We start from the raw sequence: 20196 nt of genomic DNA on the forward strand, positions 1-20196 counted from the left end.
AGATCAGCTCCTGTGAACGAGTGGGCGCAGGTGGTGGTAAAGCTCGGCAGAGATCTCACCCTGGTAACGCCAAAGCCGTAGGTAGAGCAGTGCTCGTTTGGTGTTCCACCCGTCGCTTAGGCTGAAGATCTTGTCTGTAATCTCCCGCACGGCGGATCGCTTGTCGTAGTGCCGCAGCCACTCGCTCAGCAGCAGATCCCAGGACTCTGGCACGATTAGACGCTCTCCTTCCTCCTGACTGAGCGCGTTACGCCAGAGCGTCACCAGTGAGGGATGAGAATCAAGCTGGCTCAGCTCCGGCCGTTCCAGGGTTGGGATGACTGGTGCGGCTAGCCGTACGAAGGCAAGGGCGGCGCTGCGACGGCCAGCCGGTCCTCCGTCTCTGACCCAGTTGGCGAGGTGGTTCAAGATGGTGTGAGCCGTATCGGTGCGGTACAGGTAAGCGATGGACTGGGCTACGTCCTGGTGAAACTTGACGCCCTGGGTGAGTACCAGACTTCTGAACGCAGCGAGTGCTTGGTCGGGTGCAGACAGACCGACCGATGAAGCGTAGGCGCGGATCGCGATTGCCTTCTCTGCTTCCCTTCCGCCGATCATCGAGCGGAGATGGAGGTGAATGCGACGTGTCAGAGACGGGTCTTCGGCGGCGGCCTCAAGGGCCAGGGCCGCGAGCTGGTGATCGCGCGCGCGTTGGGAACGACTCCATACCTGCAGGAACCGTTTGTCCACGGTGTCGAAGTCAAAGGTTGCTAGCTTCCCGACTGCGTGTCCGACCTTGATCCTTGTGAGCCAGGAGCCCTCGTCGCCGAGCCAGAGCAGCCAGTCGATGAGGGAGTCACGGATGGTCGGCTGATCCTCCCAGATGACGCGAAGCATGACTGCCGCCAGCTTTGGGCGCCTCAACTTCATGATTCGCCCACCCCCAGGCCCTGCGGGTGTGGCCTCGGCATCCGCATAACTGAGCCAAAGAGGCAGTCCTTCCCATAGCTGGACCGGTCTCGGTGACCTATCACGACGCCATTTCTCATCGAGCCGCTCGGCCAGGGCTAGCGCCGCACCAGAGACTTCTGCCTCGGGTAGTCCGTGGAGTACGGCGATGCTCGTCATGAAGCAGCGCCCCAGGATCGGCCGGCGCTTATCGAGATCGTTGCCCACCTTCGCCCGCATTCGATGGAATCGCCTATTCAGCATGACGTCGATGGGGGTGCCGGACTGTATCGTGGCGGCCACCTGCTTAGCCAGATCGACGACCTGCCAGGGTGCGGAGTACGCGCGTAACTCCTCGTCGAGGAGTCGCTGGTCGTCCGGAGCAAGGCGTATACCTGATGCCTGGGCGGACAGATGCTTTGCGAAGACTCTGCCATTCGGCGGCGGATCGTGGTCGATCACCGGCGCGACGGAGGATCTGGTGTGCTCGGGCACGAGGACTATCACCCTGCTCTCAGCGTTGACGCCGGCACGCTTGAGATTCGTGGTCACTCTGTCCACGCAGTCGGGGGTGTCCACGAGGTCCAGCAAGTAGCTCTGGCCTGCCTCCAGTTTCCAGTCACGCGGATTCGGCATGCTTGCCCCATGCGGGATGATCCAGTTTGCCCTGCCGCCCCAGTCGAGCATCGCCGCCAGGGCCGTGGTCGCCTTTCCGGTCTCCGTTGCGCCGCCGAGCAGGACCAGGCATTCGCCATCGAGCAGCTTGCGTGTTTCCGCCTGCGACTGAGTTGGTACCAGTGTTCGCCGCAGATCCTCGATTTCGCCGTCCGATAGGGCGTGAATCGTCTCGGTCGGTTGTGGACGTCCCTGGTCTATATGGATGTCACGCTGGGCCAGCCAGACATTTCCATCCTTGACGCGGTTCGTCACGCGTCCGATCAAATTGCGCGTGCCGACGCTGGGCCGCTCGTCGGCGAACAGGTCATCCAGGCTCTGCCTGCGTTCGAGCCACTCCTGTCCTGACGCGGTCATCTCTTCGCGGACCGATTTTCCGTGCTCCGGCTCCTCGGAAGTTTTGGCCGCTTCCTCAGAAGGAGCGTCCTGAAGATGTTTGTCTTCTGGGTGCGGAACCTCGGGGTTTTCTTCTTCGGGCGGAGAGTCGCTCACTTCTTCCTCCGCTTCGGGTCATACGAGACGTTCAGATCTCGCTGTGCAATGTTGACATCACCCCCCTTCACTCGATTTTTAATCGATCCGATTGTTGATGGAGGTGGCGGTGTCGCCTCCTCCCTGAAGGGCGAGGGTGCGGGAATCTCCATGGCATGGACATCGAAGTGCGGAACATACAAGTACGCCTGGTACGCCTGCTTCTTCTCTGCCACGGCCACCTCCAGGAACTCCGATGGCCTCGGCTGCCCCGGCCCTTGAGACACGTAGTCGCGGAACACCTCCCGAGAGATGATCAGCGCCAGGTCGGCGTCGCGGAAGGTGTCGAGAGCGGCCCGGATCGGTGCCGAGTCACGCAATCTTGCGGGTTGAACGGCGTGCTGTCCCGGCCATCCCGCCGCGCCGCCCAAGTAGAGCGGCCCGACGTGTACGGCCAGCCGTACCCTCATTCGCGCCCAGGTGGGATCGGCGCGCTGGCTGTTGTGCACCGCGATGGCCAAGTCCATCTCGGTCAAGAACCGGTCGAGGAGAAGAGGAATAGTGACGAAAGGGCCTGGTTCGGCAGGAAGGACAGCGGTCAAAGAGTCACCTCCCATCTGAACCTCCCAGGACTGGCGGTCCAGGCCGACGCGGTCTGCTGCTGTGTCGATCGCTGTGATCAGGCCTGACTGGAGGGTTCGATGCTGGGCGTCGGTACGACTGCCGTAGTTCTCGATGTCGGCGGTGAGCAGGACGCGGTAGTCGTGTATGGCCATGTCATCTCCAATGAGCGTGTGGGCTCAACGGTGAGGCATGACCAGGCGGATGAAGCCTTATAAATATGGCTTGGCGAGTAAGGGAAGGTCGGCGATCTTGGTTAGTTCGACCGGGTTCTTCACAATCACGTCGCGGTGTCCCCGCAGGATGAGTCCCTCCGCGGCCAGCTCACGCAGCGCCTTCTGTGCCGTGATCTCCTTCGCCCCCACCAGCATGCCTAATTCGGCCCTGGTGAGCGGTACGCCAATGCTCACACCGTCATCCGTGGCTCGGCCGTGCCGCGAGATCAGCGCAATTAGCACGCGTGCCAGGCAGATCTTCGTCTCATATCCAGCGAAATCGAGCCGTCGCTGATTAGCCCACCGCAGCCGGTCGGCGACGACTTGGGCCAGAGCCAGCGCTGCTGCCGGTCGCCGTGCCACGAAAGAACGGAACACGGGGCCCTTTATCTGCTGGCAGACCGCGCGCCCACACGTGGCCACGGTAGCCGACCGTGGCGACCCATCCATGGCGGACATATCGCCGACGATGTCGCCTGATACCCGGATAGCCAGCGTCGCCTCCACGCCGTTCTCAACGATCCCGGTGACCTTGACCAGTGCGTCCAATAGAAGCCAGACCGATGTGCCGCGATCTCCTTGGCTGATCAGGATGTGCCCGGGAGGGAACGTGCGCAGGGTGCCGATTTCGAGGAGTTCTGAACATAAGTCGTCCGTCAGACGGTGCATAAAGGTGCCGGCCGGCCAGCGGTTGGGCGCCACAGGTGTCCTCCAGCAATCGGTGCCTCACACATATGTCAGCCCGGTTGTCCAGGCAAGCCCGCTCACCGATGATCGAGAGATCGCAGCAGTCCTGCGTGGCCGCATCTGCATGGTCGGCGACCATTTCACAGCTGGCACACCCATGCACACCAATCGAGGGGTTTCTCGGGAAGACGAGGGACAGCTTGCCGAGGTCATGTGTGATCTAGGCAAGGCATTCAGCGGTCCTGGATGCATCGTGTGCCATCGATAGACGCGCGCACTGTTAAACCCCTACGGCTAGAAGCAAGATCCGGAACATGCGCGGAACGCCGACCTGCCCCTCCATAAGATCACATGGATTGACAGCAGGTCATCGCGTCATCGAGCCGAGAAACAGCGTTCCACTTCTAATCCGACGGTCGCAGGTTCGAATCCTGCAGGGCGCGCCACCAGGACCAGCGGAAACCCCTGCCTGACCTGCACTGACGCAGCCACGCGGGGGTTTCTCATGTCCGGCTGCCCACGGCTCTCACCGGCCGTCTGCGGTTGATCCTTCCCGATGCCTTCCCACGGCGAGGCGCCCGGCTCACGGGTCGAGCGGTGGAGCACCCGCCCAGTCCGGTAGCGGTTCGCATCTCCTCCTCCACTCCGGAGGGAGGAAGCCGGCGGTGCCTGAAGCCGCGACGATGCCGCCGACGATGGCGCAGGTGGTGTCGACATCACCTCCGGCTGTCGCGGTGGTCCACATGGCCGCTTCGAAGTCATGACGTTCGCGAGCCGTCACCCAGAGCGTGAAGGGAACCGTGTCGTGCGCACTGACCTGCCGCCCGTTCCCCAGCACCTGGGCGGCAAGCACGGGATCTCTGATGGTGAGGAGTTGGCGAGCCTCGGCGATACCTTCCTGGACCATGCTCGCGGGCACATGTTCCCTGACCCTGTCGAGAAACCGCCCTGGGGAGAGATCGGGCTCCCTGACCGCCGTCGCCGCGGCCACGGCCACGGCCACGGCGCCGGCCACCGCTTCCGGGTGCGTGTGAGTGACCTGCGCCGACAAGGCTGCCTGTCGAACGACTTCCGCGAGATCCTCAGCGAGCCAGGCACCAAGTGGTGCCACCCGCATCGCAGCGCCGTTGCCCCACGAGCCTTTGCCGTCGAACAACTCGGACGAAAGTGTCCGCCAGTCGCCTCCTTCACGGATTAGGCGGAGCATCCGATTGGTGGCCGGGCCGTATCCACGATCGAAGTCGTGGCGGCCCGCGAAACTCGCAGCGAGCCTGTCCTGTTCGACAACACCATGATCAGCCAGGACGCGATAGATGGAGCACGCCATCTCGGTGTCATCGGTCCACTGCCATGGGTCAGGCGGAAGCAGACGGCCGGAGAGAGCGTGACGATTGGCCGGAACGAAGAACTGGGAACCAAAGGCGTCGCCGAGGGCCAGGCCATGCAGAGAGGCCATGGCACGCGCAGAAGGAGTGATTGACATCCCTTTCATTGTGAGGGACGCCAGCCGGTTGTCTCTGGAGCTCTTCGCCGCAAGCACCGCAGCCGGCCACGCCCCGGCGGTACCGCCCCTCGTGGCGGTACCGCCGTACCCGCGTCAGGAGAGCGGGCGCACGTCCATGCCGTAGCTCAGGCGGTCGATCCACCATGGTCCGCAGCTCGCCATGCTCCACTGGCCGCTGTTGGTCGTCACCCAGCCGCCGTCCCTGCGACCGTTGATGCACTGGACCCACGCGCGAAACTCGTAGGCGGGACCGTTCGTCGCGCATCGGGCGGAGAACGAGTTCTGACCGAAGGTGTAATCACAGTCGTTGACCCCCGCCGACGCCGGGCTCAGCACACTTGACCCGACGGTAACGGCTCCCGCCGCGAGCACGGTCGCGGCGAGGACGCGCAGGGTTCTTCTCATACCCTCTCCTAGTACTGGTACCGGATGGCCGTTTCACGTTCCGTACGCCCCGATTCGCGCCTTACTTCGGGGATCCGCAACAGAGAGAATTCTTAGGAAACTTTCCTAAATGAAAGATACGTGCCAACCGCAGCGCGTCAACCCTGCGCGTACCGACAACCTCATCCGTCCAGCGGGCACCGGAAGAAGACCGCTTCATTCCGTTAGACGCTCTTGAAGCGCCTGTACGTGCTGTCCGTCATCGAGGGCCACCCGGCACGTGCACATCCTCGGCGTCACCGCCAACCCGACCGGTGCCTGGACGGCTCAGCAAGCCCGCAACCTGCTCATGGACCTCGGGAGGCGGATCGGCTCGTTTCGCTTCCTCATCCGAGACCGAGATCCCAAGTTCACTGTGGCGTTCGACTCCGTGATCTCGGGGGCGGCTGGTGCGTGGAGCAGCGGTCAGATGTGGCAAGAGACGGCCGTGGCGTCATCGTGTGCCTTACCGCGTGGCCAGCGGGAGCCGTCCGGATCGCTGTGTTCGGCCTCGCGGACTCGGCGGATCAGCCCGTCAGGGCCGGAGTCGTCGAGCAGGTCGAGGGCCTGTCGCCAGGTGGCCAGGCGGAAGCGGTCGACGAGGCGGGATGCTCCGTCACTGAGCAGCGCGGCGGCGCGCACACGGGCGGCGGGAACCGTTCCGGTGAGGGCCTGTTCGGCGGCGAGGGGGTCGACGGCGGCGACCCAGAACCCGCCGTCGCGGTTACGGTGATCACGCAGGGCCTCCACGTAGGCACGGTGGGCCGAGACATGCCCGGGGCTGCCGGAGGCGAGCGCGTCCATGGCCGTCCGGTGGGCCGCGCCGATCTGGGCCTCCCGGTCGTCGCAGACGACCATCGGCTCCGCCGTACCGATCACGTCGAGGATGAGGACGGAGTCGGCCAGGACGAGGAAATCCAGCGCGTCAGCCGTACGGCGGAGCATGACCACGGTGGCCGAGGGCGATCCGGGATGGGTCAGGTCGCAGACGAAGTCGTGCAGGGAGGCCACGGCCTTGATGCCCTCGGCCAGGATCTCGGTCAGCGGCTTGCCGTCCTGGGCCAGGCCGGCCAGAAGGGTGGAGCCGAGGGAGCGCGCGTACCAGGCGACACCGTGAAGGCAGCCGGATTCCGAGCCGGGCGGGGTGCCGGCACCGTCGAGCAGGACGATCGCGTCCGGCGTGGCACCGACGAAGTCCTCATTCGGACGGCCGGGAACTGCTTGGGTGGCGAAGGTGACACGCATCGGGTTCAGGTCTCCTCGTGCCGGTAGAGCGGGCTGGCCGGTTCCGCTCTGACCGCTTCCCCGGTCGCCGGGTCGTATTCCACCCCCACCACGGTGGACCGGGTCGTATTCCACCCCCACCACGGTGGAGAAGCGGTTTTCGCCGACCTGCCCCCGCAGGGCGGCGATCCCGGAGGTGAGCAGATCGACCACGCCGAGGGTGCCTTGCGGGTGGATGCCGGTGAAGCCCAGGCCGTTGCCGCCCGGCCGGGCCGGTCGCCCGAGGTAGGTGTGGTCGACCGGTCGCGCCGGATCGGAGTCCTCACCCTAACGGTAGCTCTCTCCCGTGCGGCGATCCCGCAGGGTCCACGCACCGTTCTTGACCCACTCCAGGACCGGATCGGATTCATCCAGCGCGCCCATGACTTGTGCTTGATCTGGTGGATGCGACCACGCGAGAGGCCGGCCTGCTCGGCGAGCTGGGCATAGGAGACGCCCTGCGTGTGCAGTTCCTGGATGACACGGCGGCGCATCCGGGCCAGCTCGGCGACCTCCTGCTGGGCGGCGCTGAGCCGTTCGGTTGTGACCCGGATCAACCGGTGAGCGGCAGCGGGGCCATCACATGCGTCGACCACGTTCGGAGGCGTACGGGTGCGACCGCTGCGGAACACAGGCGGAATGATCTTCATCGCACTCACCATGCCATGGGTCATAGCCGCAGGCCATCGCATTACGGAGCCTCAACGACCGATCCCCTTCTCATCCGACGGTCGCAGACGCCCGACCTGCCTGAGCCGTCAAGCTCTGTGGCCGTCTCGCTTCGGGTCAGCCCCTGGCCATGGGGTCCGGTGGCGGTTCAGCGTTCCTGGTGTGAAGCGCAAGGCCGCCGCCGTTCGCGGGCTGGAACCCCAGTCCGTGAAGTTCGGGAACGTCGATGGCGGTGACCACGCGCAGGGCACCGGCCTCGGCCACCTCGCAGACCGTCAGACGCACCAGCGCATCGCCTACCTCCGAGGGGACGCCGGGCTGGATGTGCACCAGGTCGAGACGGACGGCGCTGTGCTGCTTGTCCTCCCAGGACGCGACTGCATGACCGACAGAAGGTTCCCCGTGGGCGTTGTCGACGTAGGCCTGGAGCCAGCAGGCAAGCCTGGCCTCGACGATCAGCTGTCTGGGAATGGTGACATCCATCCCCGCCTTGGCCAACCAGTAGCCGGCCTCGGACGCAGGCGGAAAGATCGATGCCGACGGCGATCCCGGAATGGGACAGCCCCTCTCCTGGCCATCCCCTTGCCGCGGCGAGGGGCAGAGCACGACCTCGTCGTCGAGTGGCACCGAATCGATCGCGAACCCGGCGGGGCAGACGTCTGGAGCATCGTGGGTGTCCAACACGACGTAGCCATCTCGGATCATCCGGCGGCTTCGGCGGACCAGCCCGGTCCCGAGTTCCTCCGCGAGGTGAAAGGCGACGTCTGCGGCCCACCCGTCCACCGAGGTCACCGGCTCGCCGGTCACCAAACTCTTCGGCGCCGTCGGAAACCCGACCTTGATGGCGTACGTGTTCGGATCTCGCTGCCAGCGGAAGATCACCAGCATGCCGTCGGGCTCCGCCCTGACATCGACGACGGAGCACCCGGCTGTCACAGCGCCCACACGTAGCAAGCACGTCCTGACCGCTTCGAGGACTTCCTGCCGGGACCACTCAACCGCCATATGTCCAGCCTTCCATACCCTTGCCCGATCGGATCGAAATCTGAAGATCATGGGTCTATCCGCCGAAGGCTGGAGGGTTCGCCGGTGTTGGCCATCCGCTGGGTCCGCGCGATCAGCCCAAAGTCGGGAGCTTCCAGGTCACGGTAGGGATCGGGCGCGTCTGGGGACTGATTTCGGTCTGGACGATCCTTCCCGTCACGTTGGAAAGGTGGCAATCCCCTGAAACCGTGGAGACTTCTCTGTGCGGCGATGAGCCGCTGATGTCTCGCCGGGGTGACCGCTCGGGCGGCCATGCTCCGCTGTCCGTAGCGGCCTGAGATCGGAGCCGGTACCGTGCCCACGGTGCTCACCATCCGGATGAACGGAGCAGCGGCGTCCGCGCTTCAACCACTGACGACTGTCGATCCACCACCCGCCGTTCCCGACCTCGGCCAGGATCTCCGCGACAAGTTCGCCGAGGGACTCACCTACAACGAGGGCGCCTGGATATTCACCGAGCACGTCGGTCAATGGGTGGGCGTGCCGGCTTCCGCTCAGGCGGCGATCGCCAAGATGGGCTGGCAGGATCTGTCGGGCTACGAGTGGTACGTCAACGCTTTCCATCTGGAGGACTACGCGCCGGTACATGTGGCGAACCTCGATGGGCAGCCTCAGATCGGCTACGAAGATCAGGTCGTGTTGATGAGGTTCGGTCTGGCTGTGGCCGACGGCGTGTTCAGTCTTGTCCGAGCGCTACTGGAGCCGGTCCCCGTCCGATGTGTCATCAGTGCGAACGAAACCTGTGTCGTGTTCCGCTTTCACCAGATCCGCTCAGGGGACGGCTGGATCGATGATGTCCTGAAAAGGCCGGATGATCCAGACATGATGGTCGTCGCTGACTGTCATCCCTGAATGTGCTCGTCGCACGTCCGACGGGGCGGCGGGCTACTCCGTCGGAGTGCGGCAGAACCTCATCGAGGAGCACCTGAGCGACCCGGACGTCCGCACCTCGCCCCCCGGAGCAATGTCCACGCCTTGCCCCCGGAGCAGCGGAGCGGGCGTCATGAACGCGGGCGCCCTTGTCGCTCTCGGCGAGCTTCGGGAGTCCCTTTTCACTCGTCCCGGCCGTCTTTCGCGTCGATGGGACTTCCGCCCGGCGCGCACCACACGAGATTCCGATCCCGCCACTTCTTCCCACCGCTTACCATTCGGCTTTCTGCGCCTCTCTGCGGCACTTCAGGAGGGCCATAAAAGGGGGAGGAATGGCGGGCCGCTTTCCTTTCTCACCGGGCTTGCCGAACGTCTCCCCCGGGTTTGCCGGACGTCTCCCCGGGTTTGGTGAACCTCCAACCGCCGGCGCGCCTGCCTCTGGTGCAGCCCGTCGGGCAGGGGCGGTGGTGGAGGCGATCACCGCAGCCGTGCGGGCCCTTGCAGCCGTGCCGGCGGCGGAGCCGCTGGAGCCGCCAGAAGATCCGGATCGCGCCCTGCCCAGATCCACGCACTTCCACCGGACGCCCAGCCTTCCACCGGACGCCCAGCGCCTCACGCTGCCGGAGGCCGAGCGCGAGCGCCACCGACCAGCGCGTGCCGCTCCGGCGACGCTCGACCACGTCGAGGATGCCCTGCGCCCCCTCCCTGAGCAGCGGCTCGATCTCGGTGTGCCCACCGGTCGGGGCGTCGATCATCGGGCAGACGTTCCGCACGATCGGCTCCCGCCGCATATCGATCTTGAGTACCCGCGACGGAATTCATAAATCCTCGACAAAGCCACCGTGCCCCGATTCTCAGCGAACCAACAACGCTTTTATGCCTGTTAACAACTCCCTGGCCCGCCGACCCGAATTTCGAGTACGACAAAAATGGCCAGCGATATTGTAAGTCCGGCCGCGGCGGCACACACTCGGTGGCAAGGAGGCCTGCCCCAAATTTTGGAGCCGCAATGGACCGATCCGTAACTGAAATTCACGGGCGTAGAAAATCGATGCTCCGGCGCCTCGCATCGGCCGCCGTCGCGATGCTCGCCGTGGTATTCCTCTGCGTGCCGCCCGCCACCGCCCTCGCGCTGCCGACACCGAAGAGTCTGACCGCCTTCCTCGATCTTGAATGCTTCAAGACCAACCCGTACCAGCCTCCGACCACCACGCTGACGCTGCGGCACATCAACCCTGTGCTCAGCACCCTGCCGATCGAGACCGTCACCCTCGGCCAGCGCGAGCAGCTGTGCGTGCCGGTCGCCAAGAACACCCAGGTCCCGCCGTCGCCCGCGATCGACTTCATCAAGTACATCGACCTGGCCTGCTACAAGATCTCCGGCACCACGGTGACCACGGGCCTCGTGCTCAGCCACCTCAACCCGCTGTTCCAGAGCCTGCCGCGCACGCAGATCTCCATGAACACCCCGCAGCAACTGTGCGTGCCGGTCATCAAGAACAACGTGGCCCCACCCCCCGAGGTGCTGTCGCTCGCCCGCCACATCGACCTCAAGTGCTACGGCATCACGCCCAACGCCCCGTTGAACCAGCAGCTGTCCCTGCGCCAGCTCAACCCCGTCCTGGCCCCGATGATCCCCACGCACGGCGCGCAGGTCCTCTACGCCCGCCAGCTGTGCGTCCCGGTGCAGAAGGCCGGCGACAACATCCCGAGTGAGGTGTTCAACATCGTCCGGTGGATCGACCTGGAGAAGTTCGACCTCGCCACCCCGGCCCTGCCCACGGTCTCGCTGACGCTGCGGCACATCAACCCCGTCCTCGCCGGACTCCCGATAGAGCAGGCCGTCCTCACCGGTGCCAGCCAGCTGGCCCTGCCGGTCGCCAAGAACGGCAACTTCCCCCCGGGCTGACCCTCTGGCCGGCCCCCTGGCTGACCCCCTGACCCGGAGCCCTTCCACCCGCACCGGTGGAAGGGCTCCGCCGTCTCCGCCGGCCGTCGGCGCCCCCTCGTCCCCGTGGGTCGCCGCTCCCGTTCCGAGCATGAACCTGCTTACCGGACTGTCATGTGCCCTTGCCCGCCATCGGCGAGAATCGGGTGGACGACGGAAGGTGCCGGATGGTCCGCCTGCGGGAAGCAGTCACACATTTCGCCTTCACGACGGCCTTGGGGTTGATCGGATTCGGTGTGATCTTCGGCGTGTCCGCGCTGTTCGACCTGCCGTGGCTGGCGGACGTGCTGGGGGGCCGCGGTCCCGTACTCATCGGCACGCTCGCCCTGCCGGCCCTGTTGGGACTCATGGTCCTCGTCATGTGGTCGGTGCGGAAGATCGGGAAAAGGCGACGTCAGCCGGATGAGTGACATCCGCGCATGTGAGTGCGCCACGTTGCGAACCGTTCCGAGTCCAGCGGAGACTCGATCCTTGAGGGGTCGGGTCCATGCCGGGCAGGCCGCCCCACCCCGCCGCTACGCCCGGACCCACTGGTTCACCAAGGACACCACCGCCACCTGCTGGGACTGGACGGCTTCCAGGTCCGGGAGCGTAACGACGCCACGGTCAGGTGCGAGCCACGTCATCGGACCCGTGGGATCCAGGAAGGGCGGACGGGGGCTCCGGCGGCGATCTCCGACAGCGTGCTTCAGCGTCGGCCGCGGAAGGTGCGACGCAGGTCATCGACCCAGCCGTCGGGGATCTCCCATGGGATGAAGGGGCCGCCGCTCTCGTGGACGGTGAGGTTGACGTGGTCGTACCAGGCGGCGCGGTCGCTGGCCAGCCAGCTCTGGATCCGCTGCTCGGCGGTGGTGACGCCGGGCGGGTTCTCGTAGCCGACGAAGGTGATGCCGGTGGGGCCTCGATCGAGTCGGTGAGCCCGTAGGCGAGGGTGCTGGGATCGAGGACGTGGACGGCCAGGTGAGCGGCGAAGCGCCGCTCCAGGGAGACGAGCCGCCGGCGCACGGGCTCGGGCAGGCCCTCGGGGATCGGCCGGCCGCCGCTGAAGTCCCAGGCCCGGTCGCCGTTGAAGAAGGTGAGCTTCTGGCCGGAGCCGATGTGGATGCCGTGCAGTTCGCCGGCGTACTTGTGGCCGAGCTGGCCGGTGACCAGGGCGCCGATGTCGCATCCGCCGGCGGCGTACTTCCGGTGGCCGAGGATGCCGGTCATCAAGGTGTGCCAGAGGTCGGCGACCTTCCAGAAGTTCATGTCGGGATGGCCCGGCAGCGGGGTGGAGAAGCCGAAGCCGGGCAGGGAGGGGACGATGACGTCGAACGCGTCGGCCGGGTCTCCGCCGAAGGCGGCGAGGGGGTCGACGACCTTCGACCAGTGCCAGAAGGTCCACGGCCAGCCGTGCGTGAGGATGAGCGGCGTGGGATCGGGACCGACGCCGGGCTTACGCATGAAGTGGACCGGAACACCCTGGACGCCCACCTGGTAGTGCTCGTAGGCGTTGATCGCGGCTTCGGCCTTGCGCCAGTCGTAGTGATCGAGCCAGTAGTCGGCGAGTTCCTGGAGGCAGCCACGGCTGACGCCGTAGTACCCGTCGTGGTTGCCCGCGTCGTCGGGCCACCTCGTGAGCTGCAGCCACGTCTTGAGGTCCTCCAGCACGGTGTCGGGGACGTGAATGGGCGCGGGCTCCAGCGGGAAACGCGCTGTGGCTGACATGCGGTTCCTTCCGGGACATGAGAGGCGGCCGCGCTGCGGATCAGTGCTCGACGTCCATGAGCGCGGCCATCCGTGCCAGCGTGGGCAGGGCGGCGCCGCCACCATGGTCCTCACCCCCTCGACGCGCCGGCCGCCACCGGCTCCCGCAGGCCGGCCGGCGGCGGACCGGGATCCGGACCCGGCCCCGGCGATGGCGGCCCCGGGCCTGGCGCCGCGCGAGGGGGCCACACGGGGCCGGGAGCCGGATTCCGGCGGGACCCGAGGCCCCCTCGGAGGTCAGAGGCTGCGGCGCAGGCGCGCCTTCGGCATCCGGCGGATGACGGCCACCCCGGGCTGTTCTTCCGGGAGTGCCGCGGCCCGGTTCCGGCGCTGGGCGGTGAGCGCGTCCAGCGACCAGGGGCCGCCGCCGAGCACGGCCAGCATCAGGAACGACCAGGCGAACAGCGCCGCGGGCTCGCCTCCGTTGACGATCGGGAACAGCCCTTTCGGCTGATGGACGACGAAGTAGGCGTAGGCCATCGTCCCCGAGCAGAGCAGCGCGGCGACGCGGGTGGCCAGGCCGAGCAGCACGAGGCTCCCGCCGCCGAATTCGATCACCGCTGCCCACCATCCCGGCCACGCCCCGAACTCCGGCGGCCTGCCGCCGTTCGGACCGCCGAGGACGCCGAACAGGCTCGCCGCCCCATGGCAGGCGAACAGCAGTCCGATCACGGCTCGGAACAACGAGAGCACGGCGCCACGGACCTGGTCGTGATTCATCGATCTCCTTCGGGCATGAGCTCCTGTGGTTGACAACCGTCCGGTCCGGGCGGCATCCGGGTCACGTGACCACGCCGGCGCGGCGGGACGCAGATCGGCGAGGTCTGTCAGCGCCCGACCGGGCGGCACGGCACTCCTTTGCTGGGAGGTTGCCAAAAATATAAAGGAAACTTTCCTAACAGTAAACGGTCCACATGACGATTTTCCGCGGCCCCTGTCAGGCCCGCGGGCTCACTCCCGGGAGTGACGCCGGTGATCCCTCCGGCGGCTGACGCGCTCACCGCGGCGCCGTCGTAGGCTCGGCGGACCAACCGGCCGCGGGGTCGGCGGACCGACCGACGTCAGGAGTCCCACAGTGGCGCAGTGGCTGCGGGAGTCGCCGCCGGTCCGGATCGACCTCGCCATCACCGTGGCCGTCACCGCGGCGACCGTCGTCCCCCTGCTGCTGCCCGCACCGCGCGCGTGGTGGGTCGTGGCGCTGGCCGTGCTCGCCTCGGTGCCCGTGCTGTGGCGGCGCAGGGCCCCGATGGCGACGGGGCTGGTGGTCGCGCTGGCCATGAGCGTGATGGTGATGTGGGAGAAGCCGCTGCTGCCGTACGGGCCGATGGTGAGCCTCTACACCATCGCGGCGCTGGGCACACCCCGGCAGCGCCTGCTGTCGATCCCGGTCGCCGGGCTGATCGCGGCCTTCTCCCTCGTCCTGCCGCAGGAGGGGCCGGAGACCTACCGCTTCCTGGTCACGGCGCTCGTCGCCGCCTACGCCCTGGGGACCGGCGCCCGCGCCCGTCGCGCGCAGGCCGCCGAGCTGGAGGAGCGCGCCCGCAGGCTCGCCCAGGAGCGCGACGCGGCGGCCGCGCGTGAGCGCACCCGCATCGCGCGCGACATGCACGACATCGTGACCCACTCCGTCGGCCTCATGGTGGTGCAGGCCGAGGCGGGACCCGTGGCGATGCGCTCGGACCCGGCGCGCGCCGAGGCGGCCTTCGACGCGATCGGCGAGATCGGCCGCGGGGCGCTGGTACAGCTGCGTGACCTGCTCGGCACCCTGCGCTCGGGAGAGGACGCGGGCAGGGGACCGCGCCCGGGGCTCGACTCCCTCCCCGAGCTCGTCGAGCGGACCGGGCGGACCGGGCTGAAGGCGACGCTGGCCCGCGAGGGCCAGCCGCGCCGGATCTCCGCCGAGGTCGACGTCGCCGCCTACCGGATCGTTCAGGAGGCGCTGACGAACGTGCTGCGCCACTCGGACGCGGGTGCCGTACGGGTCCGGCTGACCTGGACGCGGGCGTCGCTGGAGATCGTGATCGCCGACGACGGCGGCGGCGCCGGGGACACCGGGGACGGCCACGGGCTGACCGGCATGCGGGAGAGGGCGGCGGCCTGCGGCGGGACCCTGCACGCCGGGCCGGGCCCCGGGGGATTCGTCGTGTCCGCGGTGCTTCCGGTTAGATGAAGCCCATGCTGCGCGTCCTCATCGTCGACGACCAGGACCTGTTCCGCGGCGGCTTCTCCCTGATCCTCGACGCCCAGCCGGACATCACGGTCGTCGGCGAGGCGGCCGACGGCCTCGCGGCCGTCGCGGCGGCGGCGGAGCTCCAGCCGGACGTCGTGCTCATGGACATCCAGATGCCGGTCATGGACGGGGTGGAGGCGACCGGGCGCATCTGCGCGACGACGTCCGCGAAAGTGCTGGTGCTGACGATGTTCGACCTGGACGAATACGTCTACGACGCGCTGCGGGCCGGGGCGAGCGGCTTCATCCTCAAGGACATCCGCCGCGACGAGCTGGCCCACGCCGTGCGCGTGGTCGCCGCCGGAGAGTCCCTGCTGGCTCCGACGATCACCAGGCGGCTGGTCCGGGACCTGGTCCGGCGGCCCGGCCACGGCGTGGCGCCGCGGCTGGCCGGCCGGCTCGCGGCGCTGACCGAGCGCGAGATCGAGACGCTGCGGCTGGTGGCGGACGGCAGGTCCAACGCCGAGATCGCCGCCGAGCTGGTCGTCAGCGAGCACACCGTCAAAACACACATCAGCCGCATCCTCACCAAGCTCGACCTGCGCGACCGGGTGCAGGCCGTCGTCTTCGCCTACGAGGCGGGCCTCGTCGTGCCCGGCGCGTAGTCCGCACGGGTGATCCGCCGGATCGATCGCGGCGGCGATGCCCGCCGCCCGCGCCAGGCGGAGCATCGGAGCATGCACTCGAAGATCTGGAGATCCGCCGCCGCGATCGTGGCGGCCGCGCTGTCGGCGCTGCTGTTCTGCTCCGGCAGCGGACTGCACCCCGTGCCGTGGTGCACCTGGCTCGCCCCGCTGCCGGTGCTGGCGCTCGTACCCAGAGTCGGCGCGGGCACGGCTTTCGCCGCCGGGACCGCCGCGTGGCTGGGCGGCACGGCGCCGCTGTGGGACTACGCGCTGAACTCGATCGAGCTACCGCTGCCGGTGGTGGCGGTCTCCTTCGTGGGGACGGCGTCGCTGTTCGGGCTGGCGTCGGTCGCCTTCCGCGCCCTGACGTCGCGTGGCCGCCCGCTGTCGGCGGCCCTCGTCGTCCCCGCGGCCTGGGTCACGGTGGAGTACGCCCTGTCGGTGATCACACCGCACGGCGTGTGGTCGAGCCTGGCCTACACCCAGGCCGACGTCCTGCCCGTGCTGCAGACGGCCTCGGCCGCCGGCGTCTGGGGCATCACGTTCCTCCTCATGGCCGTACCGTCGGGGATCGCCGCGCTGCTCGCCCCGGCCGCGGCCGGACGGCTGCGCCTCGTGGCCGTCCTCGGCTCGGTCCTCGCGGTGGCGCTGGGGTACGGCGGCTGGCAGCTGCGCACCCCGCCCCCCGCGCAGCGCGACACCGTGGCGCTGCTGGCGACCGACCACCCGAACGATGTGATCAGGCTCGGCACGCCGCAGGGCCGTGACCTGGTCCGGCGCTACGCGGCCCGCATCGAGGCCCTCGCGGCGGCGGGGGCGCGCGTCGTGGTCACTCCGGAGAAGACCTTCCTCGCCGACGGCGCGGACCTGCGGACCCTGACCGCTCCGCTGTCCGCGATCACCGCCAGGCACCGGGTCGACGTCATCGCCGGGCTGGTCGTCTCCCGCGGCGGAGAGCTGTACAACGTGGCGCTCGACTTCCCCGCGGGCGGCGGCGCGCCGGTCGAGTACGTCAAGCACCACCTCATCCCGGGCCTGGAGGACGGGCTGCGCACCGGCACCCGGCCGGCCTTCGTCCCCGGCAAGCCGTGGGGCCTGATCATCTGCAAGGACCTGGACTACCCCGGCCTGGTCCGCGACTACCGCAACCGGGGCGCCACCGCCCTGTACGCGCCGGCCTGGGACTTCGACCGTGACGGGTGGCTGCACAGCCGGATGGCGGTCACCCGCGGGGTCGAGAGCGGCCTCAGCGTGGCCCGCGCGCCCCGCGCCGGCCTGCTGGTCCTCAGCGACCCCCAGGGCCGGATCGTGGCCGAGGCCCCGACGGCGGACGCGCCGTTCGCGTCGGTCACCGCCGCCCTCCCCGCGGCGACCGCGCCGACCCTGTACGCCAGATGGGGTGACTGGGCCGCCTGGAGCTGCGCCGTGCTGCTCCTGCTCCTGCTCGGCGCCCTGCTGCGCCGCCCGGCCACCCCGTCCTCAGGTCACGGCAGGCCGGTGGCGGGGTCGACGGCGGCCAGGAACAGGTCGCCGTTGCCGAGCGCGGCGCCGCCGGTGGGTGCGCCGTAGGTCAGCCCGGCCACCAGCACCTTCCCCGCCGGGGTCGACGTCGCGTACAGGTCCGGCTCGGCGAACGGGTCGACGCCGTCGTCGCGCGCCGTGCCGAACTGGGCGGCCGCCTGCCGCACGCCGCCGGCCGACAGGCGTACGGCCAGCACGTCGGCGCCGCCCGCCGCCACCCCGATCCGGCCGCGGGTGTAGCCGATCACCTCGACGGCGCCGCCGGGCAGCGCGACCACGCCGGCGCCGGCGTCCGGGGCCGGCGTGGCGACGGCCGTGCGCCACTTGCGCCGGTTGCCGGAGGTGTAGGCCACGGCCAGGAGGTCGCCGCCGCTCTCGCCGGTGGCCACCGTGAGACCGTCCGTGGTGACCGTCACCGCGGCGAGCCGGTCGTCGCCGGCGCCGCCCTCGGCGGACACCCACTGCGGGGTGCCGTCGGTGCCGTATCTGGCGATCCAGCCGTCCAGCCCGCCGAGCGCCGGCGCGCCGGGCAGTCCCGCCGTGGCGCTGCCGACCACGGAGACGCCGGTGCCGTCGGCGGCCACGCCGTTGGCCTTGTCCTCGCCGGCGCCGCCGAGCTGGCGGGTCCAGGCGATCTGCCCGTCGGCGGCGACCCGGACCAGGATGGCGTCCTTGTCACCGCTGTTCGGGCCGGCGAGCGCGCCCTTGGTGTAGCCGGCCAGGTACGCGCCGCCGTCCGGGGCGGCGGCGAGCCCGTAGACGCGGTCGGCGGTGCCGGCCACGCCGAACTGGGTCAGCCACCGGACGGCGCCGTCGGCGTCCAGCCGCGCCACGAACGCGTCGTCGCTGGTGTTGCCGGGGTGGTGGCCGTCCAGGTCGCCCTTGGTGTAGCCGGCGGCCAGCACGCCGCCGTCGGGCAGGGCCGCGACGCCGTACAGGCGCTCGTCGGAGGCGGTGCCGAGCTGCCTCGTCCACCGCGTGGCGCCGTCCGGGCCCCGGCGGATCAGGACCGCGTCCAGCTTGCCCGCGTGCGGCTGCCCGTCGACGGGACCGCCGGCCGCCAGTCCCAGGGTCACCGAGCCGTCGGCCTGCGCCGCGACGCCGCCCGCCCAGTCGGTGCCGGCGGTGCCGTACAGCGGCGCGGGCAGGCCGGTCGGCGGGACGACGCTCAGCGCGGGTCCGAGGTCGGCCATGCCCTGCTCGAAGGCGGGCGCCCAGACGCTCCAGTCGTGGCCGCCGTCCAGGATGCGCATCTGCGCCGAGATGCCCGGCGCCCGCCGTGCCGCGTTGTAGAGCACTTCGGATTCGAAGTCGAGGTCGTGGCGGGCGTCGGCGGGCTGCGGGTTGGCGTACTCGTCGTCGCCCACCGCGACGAACAGCCGCACGGGCAGCTCGGGGTCCACGCCGGTCAGCAGATCGGGGTAGTTGAGCTTGCGATACACCTCGTCGACGAACTTCTCCTCGCCGAGACCGAACGCGCCGTGGTCGCGGGCCGAGGAGTCGGCCGGCGGCAGCGGCGTGTAGACGGCGGGGCTGAGGACGAGCGCGCCGCCGAAGAGATCCGGGTGGGCCAGGGTGAGGCGCAGCGCGCCGTAGCCGCCCATGGAGTAGCCGCCGACCATCCGCGCGCCGCGGATCGGCGCGGTGCGGTAGGTGGAGTCGACGTGGCCCACCAGGTCACGGGTCAGCGCGGTCTCCACCGGGCGGCCGGGCTCGTCGGCGCCGGTGTAGCGGGAGTCCACGTACCAGCTGCCGCGTCCGCTCCAGGGCGCGTCCGGCATGACCGCGATGAGGGCGGGGATCCGCCCGTCCCGGATCAGCTGGTCCAGCGTGCCCTTGACCCGGGTCCACGCCTGCATCGTGTCGCCCCTGCCGTGCAGCAGGTAGAGCACCGGGTAGCGCCGCGCGCCGCCGCCGTAGCCGTAGGGGAGGTAGACGTTGTACGGGATGGGCCCGCTCAGCGCGGCGGAGTATGCGGAGCCCTCGGTGATCGTGCCCGCCCGCTCCTTGCCGACCTGCGCCTGACCGGGTACGGCCAGCAGGGCGACGAGGGCCAGGGCCGTCAGGACACCGAGCCCGCGCCATCGCGTAACGGCCATCGGGTCACTCCTCGATAGTGCTGTAAACGTTTACAACAAGCCGGTCCGGATAGGCGGACCCTGAGCTCGTTTCCGGCGAGTGTCTTGGCCCCGCTCCGGCCGTGTCAATAGGGGCGTCCGTAATCCGACCGGCCCGCACCGCCTCCCGGCCCCGGAAACGGTCCGTCCAGCCACTTGCCGATCCCGTCTTTGAAACTTGCTGATCCCGCCTTGAAACGGTCCGCGCGCACTCCATGATGGTTGACCTGCGGCGTCTCGACATGTGGACAGATTTCTTTCCTACTCTTCAGGTAGGATATTGTGGTTTTTATGACCGGCAGCACCAACCACCGCATGGCGGCGGAGCGCAGCGCGCGTCCGCTCCCGGCGCGGGACGACACCAGCATGCGGCACCGCCGCGCCACGAGCTGTCGGGGTTCGTCCTGTAGCTGAGGCCCCACGGGTCCCGGAATCCGGCAGGCCGCCGGCCGCCCGCTGCCGCCGCGTCCCTCTCCTCTTCGCGCTTCGCTTCTTGTCGCTTCACTTCTCGCTCCCGCCTTCCGATCCCCCTCCCCTCGCGTCCCCGGCACCGCCGGCCGCCGCGTGGCGGTGCCGTACGGCCGACCGCCCGCCCCCGTTCACAAAGGTCTCCTGCTCATGAAGGGCGATAACCCCATG

General features: G+C 68.7%; 18 protein-coding genes. 6 read left to right on the top strand and 12 right to left on the bottom strand.

Features of this window, described 5'->3' with window-relative positions:
* Positions 1-3: 3 nt before the first annotated feature.
* The 8 genes from ACZ6R6_RS23380 to ACZ6R6_RS23415 form a co-directional block, all read right to left on the bottom strand.
* On the bottom strand, positions 4-2094 hold the full coding sequence (locus tag ACZ6R6_RS23380; protein WP_470096506.1) for a hypothetical protein: 2091 nt from the start codon (positions 2092-2094) through the stop codon (positions 4-6).
* Positions 2091-2849 carry a hypothetical protein gene (locus ACZ6R6_RS23385; RefSeq protein ID WP_470096508.1) on the bottom strand — a complete coding sequence of 253 codons (759 nt, stop codon included), beginning with the start codon at positions 2847-2849 and terminating at the stop codon, positions 2091-2093. The genes ACZ6R6_RS23380 and ACZ6R6_RS23385 overlap by 4 nt, the downstream gene beginning before the upstream one ends.
* 57 nt (positions 2850-2906) lie before the next feature.
* A complete protein-coding gene (locus ACZ6R6_RS23390) occupies positions 2907-3611 on the bottom strand; it encodes a Crp/Fnr family transcriptional regulator (RefSeq protein ID WP_470096510.1) in 705 nt (234 codons plus the stop codon).
* Positions 3612-4179: 568 nt separating this feature from the next.
* Positions 4180-5079: an ADP-ribosylglycohydrolase family protein gene (locus ACZ6R6_RS23395; RefSeq protein ID WP_470096512.1), complete on the bottom strand. Its 900-nt coding sequence runs from the start codon at positions 5077-5079 to the stop codon at positions 4180-4182.
* Between the two features lie 114 nt (positions 5080-5193).
* Positions 5194-5505, bottom strand: a complete 312-nt coding sequence (locus ACZ6R6_RS23400; RefSeq protein ID WP_470096514.1) for a hypothetical protein — start codon at positions 5503-5505, stop codon at positions 5194-5196.
* A 444-nt stretch (positions 5506-5949) separates the two neighbouring features.
* Positions 5950-6768, bottom strand: coding sequence for a protein phosphatase 2C domain-containing protein (locus ACZ6R6_RS23405; RefSeq protein WP_470096516.1), 819 nt, complete (start codon positions 6766-6768; stop codon positions 5950-5952).
* Positions 6769-6773: 5 nt separating this feature from the next.
* Positions 6774-7478 (bottom strand): sigma factor-like helix-turn-helix DNA-binding protein, encoded by a 705-nt coding sequence (locus ACZ6R6_RS23410; protein WP_470096518.1) that lies wholly within the window; start codon positions 7476-7478, stop codon positions 6774-6776.
* 94 nt (positions 7479-7572) lie between these two features.
* Positions 7573-8343, bottom strand: coding sequence for a hypothetical protein (locus ACZ6R6_RS23415; protein WP_470096520.1), 771 nt, complete (start codon positions 8341-8343; stop codon positions 7573-7575).
* Positions 8344-8802: 459 nt separating this feature from the next.
* On the opposite strand from ACZ6R6_RS23415, the gene ACZ6R6_RS23420 reads away from it, so the two are divergent.
* Positions 8803-9351 (top strand): hypothetical protein, encoded by a 549-nt coding sequence (locus ACZ6R6_RS23420; RefSeq protein ID WP_470096522.1) that lies wholly within the window; start codon positions 8803-8805, stop codon positions 9349-9351.
* 371 nt (positions 9352-9722) lie between these two features.
* Here ACZ6R6_RS23420 and ACZ6R6_RS23425 read toward each other — a convergent pair whose 3' ends face one another.
* Positions 9723-10142 carry a hypothetical protein gene (locus tag ACZ6R6_RS23425; protein ID WP_470096524.1) on the bottom strand — a complete coding sequence of 140 codons (420 nt, stop codon included), beginning with the start codon at positions 10140-10142 and terminating at the stop codon, positions 9723-9725.
* Positions 10143-10420: 278 nt separating this feature from the next.
* Here ACZ6R6_RS23425 and ACZ6R6_RS23430 point away from each other — a divergent pair, with 278 nt between their 5' ends.
* Both ACZ6R6_RS23430 and ACZ6R6_RS23435 read left to right on the top strand, forming a co-directional pair.
* Positions 10421-11278, top strand: coding sequence for a hypothetical protein (locus tag ACZ6R6_RS23430; protein WP_470096526.1), 858 nt, complete (start codon positions 10421-10423; stop codon positions 11276-11278).
* 161 nt (positions 11279-11439) lie between these two features.
* A complete protein-coding gene (locus ACZ6R6_RS23435) occupies positions 11440-11727 on the top strand; it encodes a hypothetical protein (RefSeq protein ID WP_470096528.1) in 288 nt (95 codons plus the stop codon).
* A 196-nt stretch (positions 11728-11923) separates the two neighbouring features.
* On the opposite strand, the gene ACZ6R6_RS23440 is transcribed toward ACZ6R6_RS23435, so the two are convergent.
* A complete protein-coding gene (locus ACZ6R6_RS23440; protein ID WP_470096530.1) occupies positions 11924-13024 on the bottom strand; it encodes an epoxide hydrolase family protein in 1101 nt (366 codons plus the stop codon).
* A gap of 276 nt (positions 13025-13300) precedes the next feature.
* On the bottom strand, positions 13301-13783 hold the full coding sequence (locus ACZ6R6_RS23445; protein ID WP_470096532.1) for a DoxX family protein: 483 nt from the start codon (positions 13781-13783) through the stop codon (positions 13301-13303).
* A 355-nt stretch (positions 13784-14138) separates the two neighbouring features.
* Between ACZ6R6_RS23445 and ACZ6R6_RS23450 the strand changes: the two genes are divergently transcribed.
* From ACZ6R6_RS23450 to ACZ6R6_RS23460, 3 genes are all read left to right on the top strand, one after another.
* Positions 14139-15233: a sensor histidine kinase gene (locus ACZ6R6_RS23450; RefSeq protein ID WP_470096534.1), complete on the top strand. Its 1095-nt coding sequence runs from the start codon at positions 14139-14141 to the stop codon at positions 15231-15233.
* Positions 15234-15238: 5 nt separating this feature from the next.
* Positions 15239-15898 carry a response regulator gene (locus tag ACZ6R6_RS23455; RefSeq protein WP_470096536.1) on the top strand — a complete coding sequence of 220 codons (660 nt, stop codon included), beginning with the start codon at positions 15239-15241 and terminating at the stop codon, positions 15896-15898.
* 72 nt (positions 15899-15970) lie between these two features.
* On the top strand, positions 15971-17488 hold the full coding sequence (locus tag ACZ6R6_RS23460; protein WP_470096538.1) for a nitrilase-related carbon-nitrogen hydrolase: 1518 nt from the start codon (positions 15971-15973) through the stop codon (positions 17486-17488).
* On the opposite strand, the gene ACZ6R6_RS23465 is transcribed toward ACZ6R6_RS23460, so the two are convergent.
* The gene (locus tag ACZ6R6_RS23465; RefSeq protein WP_470096539.1) at positions 17404-19539 is read right to left on the bottom strand and encodes an alpha/beta hydrolase-fold protein; all 2136 of its coding nucleotides are present in this window, start codon (positions 19537-19539) and stop codon (positions 17404-17406) included. The two genes, ACZ6R6_RS23460 and ACZ6R6_RS23465, sit on opposite strands and share 85 nt — an antisense overlap.
* Positions 19540-20196 lie beyond the last annotated feature (657 nt).

The sequence above is a fragment of the Streptosporangium sp. NPDC048886 genome (assembly GCF_055586905.1).

Bases quoted from the DNA above. Each gene is read 5' to 3' on its own strand.
- ACZ6R6_RS23460 (WP_470096538.1), top strand. From the start codon at position 15,971: ATGCACTCGAAGATCTGGAGATCCGCCGCCGCGATCGTGGCGGCCGCG.
- ACZ6R6_RS23395 (WP_470096512.1), bottom strand. From the start codon at position 5,079: ATGTCAATCACTCCTTCTGCGCGTGCCATGGCCTCTCTGCATGGCCTG.
- ACZ6R6_RS23445 (WP_470096532.1), bottom strand. From the start codon at position 13,783: ATGAATCACGACCAGGTCCGTGGCGCCGTGCTCTCGTTGTTCCGAGCC.
- ACZ6R6_RS23385 (WP_470096508.1), bottom strand. From the start codon at position 2,849: ATGGCCATACACGACTACCGCGTCCTGCTCACCGCCGACATCGAGAAC.
- ACZ6R6_RS23415 (WP_470096520.1), bottom strand. From the start codon at position 8,343: ATGCTGGTGATCTTCCGCTGGCAGCGAGATCCGAACACGTACGCCATC.
- ACZ6R6_RS23440 (WP_470096530.1), bottom strand. From the start codon at position 13,024: ATGTCAGCCACAGCGCGTTTCCCGCTGGAGCCCGCGCCCATTCACGTC.
- ACZ6R6_RS23400 (WP_470096514.1), bottom strand. From the start codon at position 5,505: ATGAGAAGAACCCTGCGCGTCCTCGCCGCGACCGTGCTCGCGGCGGGA.
- ACZ6R6_RS23430 (WP_470096526.1), top strand. From the start codon at position 10,421: ATGCTCCGGCGCCTCGCATCGGCCGCCGTCGCGATGCTCGCCGTGGTA.
- ACZ6R6_RS23455 (WP_470096536.1), top strand. From the start codon at position 15,239: ATGCTGCGCGTCCTCATCGTCGACGACCAGGACCTGTTCCGCGGCGGC.
- ACZ6R6_RS23410 (WP_470096518.1), bottom strand. From the start codon at position 7,478: ATGCGATGGCCTGCGGCTATGACCCATGGCATGGTGAGTGCGATGAAG.
- ACZ6R6_RS23405 (WP_470096516.1), bottom strand. From the start codon at position 6,768: ATGCGTGTCACCTTCGCCACCCAAGCAGTTCCCGGCCGTCCGAATGAG.
- ACZ6R6_RS23465 (WP_470096539.1), bottom strand. From the start codon at position 19,539: ATGGCCGTTACGCGATGGCGCGGGCTCGGTGTCCTGACGGCCCTGGCC.